The sequence below is a fragment of the Dolichospermum sp. LEGE 00246 genome (assembly GCF_015207865.1).
Taxonomy (GTDB): Bacteria; Cyanobacteriota; Cyanobacteriia; order Cyanobacteriales; family Nostocaceae; genus Dolichospermum; species Dolichospermum heterosporum.
The window spans coordinates 1-7,340 of record NZ_JADEWA010000273.1; the positions used below are offsets into that span (position 1 = coordinate 1).

Genomic DNA, 7,340 nt, shown 5'->3' on the forward strand with positions numbered 1-7,340 from the left:
GCAGCGTCAGATGTGCATAAGAGACAGGAGTAGGGGGAGTGGGGGAGAAATTTTTTCCTTCTTCCTTCTTCCTTCTTTCTTCTTTCTTCCTCCTGAACTCCTGAATGGGCGCAGGCCCTGCGCCCCTACCTCCTGAACTCCTTCTGTAAGACATTACAAATGATTAAAATAAAAGTTGTGTTACCCAAGGTTTAAACTCAAGAGAGTTTTCAAATTGAGTATCAATAGAAGATTCACCCAAACATAGAGGAGTTGATAATATGGGGATAAAATTTCCAGTTTTGAGTGGGGTACTGGTACTTCTCGCTACCAATTTTTTCTTACCTTCAGTTGCTAAAGCTGAGACTGGAACAACCAGTAGTATGTTTGAACGAGCTTATTTTCGCCATGATCCCAATTTTTATGACAATGGCAGTTTAAATCGTAAAGTAGATGCTTTAATTGGACCTGGGGAAAAATTTGGTACTACTTTTACTGACAATGAAATCGCTAAAGATGCTGAGTTGGTAAATACACTTTATCTTGATGCTATGGCTCAACAAACATTAAATGATCCCTATCTGCGGACACCTGATTTACCCAATCCCTATGATTCTTCTTTGTTGATGACTCCCCGCTATAATGGCAATCAGCTTAAAGTTGGGACTGAATACCGATTTAACAATTCACAACGGCGGTATAAATAATACAGCAGAGGTCATAGAGTCAGGAGTAAAACTGGCTTGGTGATAGCCTGCGTGGCGTAGCCATATTGAGGTATGAAATCCCCAAATTGAACCTTTAAAACTCTTACCTCAGTGCGTCTACTCTTCGAGATCACGAAGTATAATTGCGCCTTTGCGTAAGACTAAAATTCATACCCTATAATCAGCAACGCCTAAATAATTAGCGATCGCATTGATTTATCACCTATATGTGCTATGATTCGATGCGATCGCCATAATATCAGGCAATAAAAGAAACAATTTATCAGGGTAACTATAGGCATCCGCTTTGATTCCTGATAGGAAAGCGTAGCGTTAGCCTAGTGTGTTAATTCTGAATCCCTTATCCCATAAGACTTCATGCACAAAATGTGTCGCATATTTTTAGGAGAAAGTGCTTGAAACAGATGTTTTCGGTGAAATCTACGGTAACACCAATAATTTTCTGGACAATCCCTCCAAAAATACACAAAATTAACACACTAGCGTTAGCCATATTTTCCTACGTAGGAAGAGGATTCGAGAATAAATAATTGGACAAAAATATTTACAGTCATTGCGAGGGAAGGGAAGCAATCACAACCCTGGCGATTGCTTCATTTCACTTCCTTCCATATGGCTAACGCCACGCAACGCTTACGCAATGACATTGTGTAATGAATTCTGTCTCACTACTCATAACAACAATTTTCAACGCCAACCTACTTAATCAATTAATTTTTCCTAATTGTCTTGGTATTTTCAGCAGATTGTTTACCCAATAATTCCACAGCTTTAGCAAATTGGGGATCTTCAAGAGTCGCTAATTTATCTTTTCCACCTAACCATAAATCTTGACGTTGGGCATCAGTCAATTCTACCTTCACGTCTGGATCAATACCATGTTTATTAATATCTTTCCCACTGGGAGTATGATATTTAGCAATAGTTACAGCCAAACCAGCGCCAGATTTTAAAGGTTGTACGGACTGGACTAGACCCTTACCAAAAGTTTGATTTCCTACTAAAGTTGCCCGTTTATTATCTTGCAATGCCCCAGAAAGAATTTCACTAGCACTAGCTGAACCTTTATCTACTAATATCATCAAAGGTTTATCAGTCAGAGCCGTGCTATTGGCAACTTGTTTATCCTGTGTACCTTGACGGTCAATAGTAGAAACAATTGTGCCTTTATTTATCCACATTTGAGCAATTTCGATACTCGCGTATAGCAGTCCACCGGGATTACCACGTAAATCTAGAATATAACCAGAAACCTTTTTAGCCTCTAACTTTTCAATAGCATTTTTCATTTCTTTGCTGGCATTGGCGCTGAATTGATTCAAGCGAATATAGCCAATATTTCCGGCTGGGGTTTTCTTTTCCGAAAAGCGAACGGGATGAATTTCAATCCGCGCTCGTTGAATATTAAATTGTTTTTTCTGACCATTCCGCAAAATTGTCAGTTTCACCTTGCTGCCTGATTCTCCACGAATGAGGGCTACCGCGTCATTGGTGTCCATGCCTTTGGTGCTTTTGCCATCAATCTCAAGAATAATATCTTTAGCTAAAATCCCGGCTTTAAATGCGGGTGTATCCTCAATTGGGGCGATAACAATCAGTTGTTTTGTTTTTGCATCTTGACTGATGGTGATACCAATACCTGTAAGTTCTCCAGAGGTATCAACTTGCATATTTTTGAATTCTTCTGGGTTCATGAACCGGGTGTAGGGGTCTTCTAGCTTTTTCAGCATTTCCCGGACAGACTTGTAGGCTGCTTTATCATCAGTATAGGACTTGCTTAAATATTCCTTGCGTACAGCTTGCCAATCCACCTGATTAAAAGTACCATCTACATATCGGTAGTAAATAATTTGCCATACTTCATCTATCAAATCCTTGTGACTATCTTTAAATGAAGCCTTACCAATTGAGTGAATACCCAAACCGGTAACGGCAATTGTAGAAAGCGTTACCACTGTAGCACTCAAAACCAGTTTACTTTTTGTAATTACCATAATGGCAGCCGTGTCAAAGGAAAAATATATATCAAGTATGCCCAATCTAACACAGCGATCGCTAATTGGTAATTGATATTTTCTTATAAACAGAAATCTCTGTATTCCTTTCCTGTTCCCTGTTCCCTCTGAATTGTAAGCTGTTAGACCGTCAAGGGAGAGCGTTGACGGTTTTTCTGTTAAAACTAGGATGTTGCCATTTTTTTCAGTAATTCAGGAATTTGAGAGGGACTATCAGCAACGGGAATTTTTGCGGACTTAAAAGCAGCTAATTTATTTTCTGCTGTACCAAAAGTTGCAGAACGTCCAATTACAGTTGCTAAAGTCCCTGTTTGTTGCCAATTTCGCGTCGGTGGTGCGTGTCTACCGGCAATATAGGCAATTACAGGTTTATCAATTGTTTCTGTAATATATTGTGCTGCTGCTTCTTCGCTTCCCCCACCAGGTTGTCCGATTAAAACAATCGCTTCTGTGGTTTCGTCTTCATCGAGAATTTGTAACCATTGGAGGAATGAAGAGCCAACAATAGCATCACTACCAATACTGACACTAATTGATTGTCCTAAACCCGCTTTTGTTAATTCCCAGGCGACTTCGTAGGTGAGGGTACTACTACGACTAACAATACCCACAGAACCAGGAATATAAAATTCGCTAGGTTGAATACCCAGGAGAATTTTCCCCGGAACGATGATTCCTGGACTATTGGGTCCAATAATCAAAGTCTCACAAGCTTCTGTTTTGCGAAGAAGTTGTACCATGTCCAGTGGTGGAACACCAGCGGTAGTAATGATAATTTGGGGGATATTAGAGGCGATCGCTTCTAATGCTGCATCCAAAACTTGATAAGGTTGAACACAAATAATTGTGGTGTCAATCTGTCCAAATTTGGCAACAGCCTCCTCTACTAAATCAAATACTGGTAGATTATATATTTTTTGTCCACCATAACCAGGCTTGACACCAGCTACTAAATTTGTGCCATAAGCTTGCATTTGAGCAATATGGGTTGCGGAAATAAATTCACAAAATCCCTGGATTAAAACTTTACTTTCTGGTGTTAAGTTCATAGTTTGTCAGTTGTCAGTTGTCAGTTGTTAGTTGTAATTGGTAATTGGTACAAATATCGCTTTTTGCCTTTTGCTTCTTACCTTTTTTTTACCCCTGGAGTCTTTGCTAAACGAACTGCTTCCTTGACTGCTTCATCTAAATTTTCTACAACTATTAGTAATTGATCAGAGGTTTTCCCTGTGGCTAACTCTTCTCTGACATGATTGAATTCCGAACCAGCTAAACGGAGGATTAACCAGGGTAAATTCAATGGTTGTTGACTTTTATTCCCATTGGCGGCTGACACACCAGATGTGATTTGGCTTCTGTCGGAATGGAGAAATTGGCTAATAATTTCTGGGAGTTGGTCAACTTGCGGAATAGTCCCCAAAAAGTTGACTAAAATAACTTGAGTATTCTGATCATTTACCAAATTTGTCAAACAACTAATCAGGCGATCGCTAAAAGTAGTCTGTGTTGTATCACTCATGAAAGTATGGCGCAAATTGACACATTTACCAGGATTCCCATGAGCATTAACAACCTCATCCAATGTTGTTAAAACAGAACCTTTACCATTGCCTATTATGCAGATTTTACCCTGCATTTCTATCCCATCCCACCTACTCAACAAACCGTTATTTTTTTTATTACCATGAAGAAGACCAACCATCTTGGTAGCCATATCGGCTATTTCAGGATGACGGTTAATAGCCTGTTTATTAACCGTAACCTTACCATTCAAAGCCATCACTTGACCCGCAGAGTTCACACCCAGGGGATGAATCTCCACCAAATCCAAATCCTTTTGGACAAATAACTGGTACAGTTTCTCCACAATATCACTCACAGTCTGCATCAACGCCCCCTGTAAGCCCATTTTTAAAGCCAGTCGTCTAGCATAAAATGGAGAAAATTCCTGTTGCACCACAACGTGCTGAATTTTTTCTCCCGCTGTCTCCCAGTCAATATTTGCTTCTGTGCAACCCAATAAAACGGGACGACACAGCGCAGTATCTAAAACTACAGCTAGATAAAATTCTTCCTGGGCATCATATTTTGATTCTGCCAATAAAACTTCTGGCAGTTGCCCCCAAATTGGTAGATTAAATATATTCTGTGCTGTAGCGATCGCATCAATTGTGGTTTCTACAACCCTAACTCCACCCGCCTTTTCCCTTTCCCCCGCTTGCACCTGAGATTTCAGCACAATCGGGTAACGAATTTTTAACCGTTTTAAATCTGTAGGATGGTCTATTCTTTGAGATGGTAAAACAGGAATCCCAATTTTACCAAACCATTCTTTAACTTGGTACTCTAATAAATCCATTGAGACACACCTTGTATTAACAAGTCCGACGCGCTTTCTCTGATGCTATCCGATATTTTACCCAATGCCGAAAATTATAGAATTTGGTTTTGCTGAACTGAAAATTTATTTTGCCATTGGATTGTCTCATTTATAATCTAGCTGTATAAAAAAATAGAAGTCTAAATCATTACCCTAGACTGTGTTCTTCGTGACAAATTTAACATTCTGCTAGAAACTGATTCTATAAGATGTAAAACTAGGATTTGCATCCCATCCCCAGTACCTTCGATAATCAAAACTATATAGAAAGAGTGGCGGTAACGCTTTATGAAAGTAACAGTTCAACAAGACGATCTCAAAGTTTTAGGCGATATCTTACAAGAAAGATTAGTTGCCCAAGTGCTTGATAGTAAAGATTTCCAGGTAAAATGCGCTGTCCAAAATGATGAATTGATGATTTTAACTCAACACCCTGCTGAGGTCACGGTTAATACACAGCAAGTTTTTGAGGTGTTAGAACAAGCACTACAATGGCAATTTAGCTACCAAACCCAACCGGTAAGATTTTTCTTGAGAATTTTTGGAGAAAAGCGCCCCTATACTCAACACTTCCTAGATTTTCAGATGCCTAGTGAAGATACAGATAGGGAAACTGAATATGGTTTTCAGATGCCTAGTGAAGATACAGATAGGGAAACTGAATATGGTTTTCAGATCCCCAGCAAAGATACAGATAGGGAAACGGTGGAAATAGGACACACTAGGGACACCCTCTTCCTCAATTCTGATCTGCAAACACCATCACCTCCATTTACAGAAACGGAACAAGAACCCATTGCTGATTCATTTTTCTCTAATTCCGCAGAATCTTTTTCAGACTATTCATCAATGCCAGACTCAAATTTATCTGCGGATGAATCTCAGACAATGGAGGATATTGAAGAAAATTTTGATCCCTTTGCGAATATTCCCGATCAACCCAAAAAAAGACAGTTATCATTATCACTTCCTCCCTTACCGATTATGATTGGTACGGCTGTAGTAATTGCTATTCTTTCCGGTGGTGGTACTTTCGTTCTCCATCGTGGTTGTATAATTTCTGAATGTAAAGAATTGCAAACAGCCCAGCAATTTAAAAATGAGTATCAGCAGCAGATCAAACGTACCAAATCAGAAAGAGACTTATTAACAGTGCAACAACAACTAGATGGGGTAGTTGCCGATTTACAAAATATTCCTCAGTGGTCTCCCCGTTATCAAGACTCTCAGCTATTAGTTAATAGTTTTTCTGAACAGTCAACGAAAATCAACCAGGTGCTAAAAGCCTTACAAATGGCATCTTCAGCCCAAAAAGCAACTCAAACCCCTGCTAAGAGTTTAGATGAGTTACGTAATAGACAAAAGTTGTGGAGACAGGCAATCACCTCATTAGAGATAATTAAGCCTAGTAATGAACTCTATGGATTGGTAAAAGCTAATTTACCAAGTTATCAAAATACTTTAAAAAGTGTTAATGATGAGTTGCTCAAAGAAGAAACCTGGTTACAGAAAATCGCCAATGCCACAACTCTCGCAGAAGCCGCTACTAAACGTCAAATCACGGCTAAATCTGCCCCTGAATGGCAAAAGGTAGAATCTGATTTCCAGACAGCAATTAGTACCCTCAAAATTATTCCTATAGGTAGTTTAGGATCTGAGGATGCCCGCAAGCTGTTGGCAGAATACCAACCAAAAATTATTGTCGCCCGCGATCGCGCCAAAAAAGAACAATTAGCAGCCACATCCTATCAACAAGCTATTAAAGCCGCTAGTCAAGCCAAAAGCTATGGTAATCAAAATCAATGGCAAAGTGCGGTTAAGTCTTGGGAACAGGCTGTAGAAAGTGCTAAACAAGTGAGTCAAGATACTTTCTATTTCAATCAAGCTAAACCCCTGATTGAAACCTATACAACATCTCTGAAACAGGCACAAGAACAATTCCAAATCTATGGGGATTTAACTCAAACCCGCGTTGAGTTAAAAAGCACTTGCACAAATACCATTAGAATTTGTACTTTTAGTATTGAGAATCAGAAAATTAGTGTCCGCTTAACTCCTGAGTATGACCGATTATTTCAAGCCAATAATCCACAAATACAAAGTCATTTCCAAAGCTTGAAAGATGCTCTCAAAGCCATTAGTCAAAATGCCCAACTTCCTGTATTCATCTATAATTCCCAAGGACAGGAAAGGTATATGTGGCAACCAGCGTAGGGGGTGGGGGAGTAGGGGAGTAGG

The 7,340-nt window shown here is 39.5% G+C and carries 5 protein-coding genes; 2 read left to right on the top strand and 3 right to left on the bottom strand.

Annotation, left to right across the window (positions count from 1 at the left end; all coding sequences use genetic code 11):
* Window positions 1–260 precede the first annotated feature (260 nt).
* The gene (locus tag IQ228_RS17000; protein ID WP_027404505.1) at window positions 261–686 is read left to right on the top strand and encodes a hypothetical protein; all 426 of its coding nucleotides are present in this window, start codon (window positions 261–263) and stop codon (window positions 684–686) included.
* 731 nt (window positions 687–1,417) lie between these two features.
* On the opposite strand, the gene ctpC is transcribed toward IQ228_RS17000, so the two are convergent.
* From ctpC to IQ228_RS17015, 3 genes are all read right to left on the bottom strand, one after another.
* The gene (gene ctpC / locus IQ228_RS17005) at window positions 1,418–2,701 is read right to left on the bottom strand and encodes a carboxyl-terminal processing protease CtpC (protein WP_027404504.1); all 1,284 of its coding nucleotides are present in this window, start codon (window positions 2,699–2,701) and stop codon (window positions 1,418–1,420) included.
* A gap of 185 nt (window positions 2,702–2,886) precedes the next feature.
* Complete coding sequence (locus tag IQ228_RS17010) at window positions 2,887–3,771, bottom strand: CoA-binding protein (RefSeq protein ID WP_193963666.1); 885 nt, start codon at window positions 3,769–3,771, stop codon at window positions 2,887–2,889.
* A 77-nt stretch (window positions 3,772–3,848) separates the two neighbouring features.
* Entirely contained in the window at window positions 3,849–5,081 is a 1,233-nt protein-coding gene (locus tag IQ228_RS17015; protein WP_027404502.1) for an ATP-grasp domain-containing protein, read from the bottom strand.
* A 309-nt stretch (window positions 5,082–5,390) separates the two neighbouring features.
* On the opposite strand from IQ228_RS17015, the gene IQ228_RS17020 reads away from it, so the two are divergent.
* Window positions 5,391–7,316 (top strand): hypothetical protein, encoded by a 1,926-nt coding sequence (locus tag IQ228_RS17020; RefSeq protein WP_193963668.1) that lies wholly within the window; start codon window positions 5,391–5,393, stop codon window positions 7,314–7,316.
* Window positions 7,317–7,340: the final 24 nt, after the last annotated feature.

Excerpts from the sequence above, each read along its gene's own strand:
- IQ228_RS17000 (WP_027404505.1), top strand. The coding sequence starts at position 261 with ATGGGGATAAAATTTCCAGTTTTGAGTGGGGTACTGGTACTTCTCGCT.
- ctpC (WP_027404504.1), bottom strand. The coding sequence starts at position 2,701 with ATGGTAATTACAAAAAGTAAACTGGTTTTGAGTGCTACAGTGGTAACG.
- IQ228_RS17010 (WP_193963666.1), bottom strand. The coding sequence starts at position 3,771 with ATGAACTTAACACCAGAAAGTAAAGTTTTAATCCAGGGATTTTGTGAA.
- IQ228_RS17015 (WP_027404502.1), bottom strand. The coding sequence starts at position 5,081 with ATGGATTTATTAGAGTACCAAGTTAAAGAATGGTTTGGTAAAATTGGG.
- IQ228_RS17020 (WP_193963668.1), top strand. The coding sequence starts at position 5,391 with ATGAAAGTAACAGTTCAACAAGACGATCTCAAAGTTTTAGGCGATATC.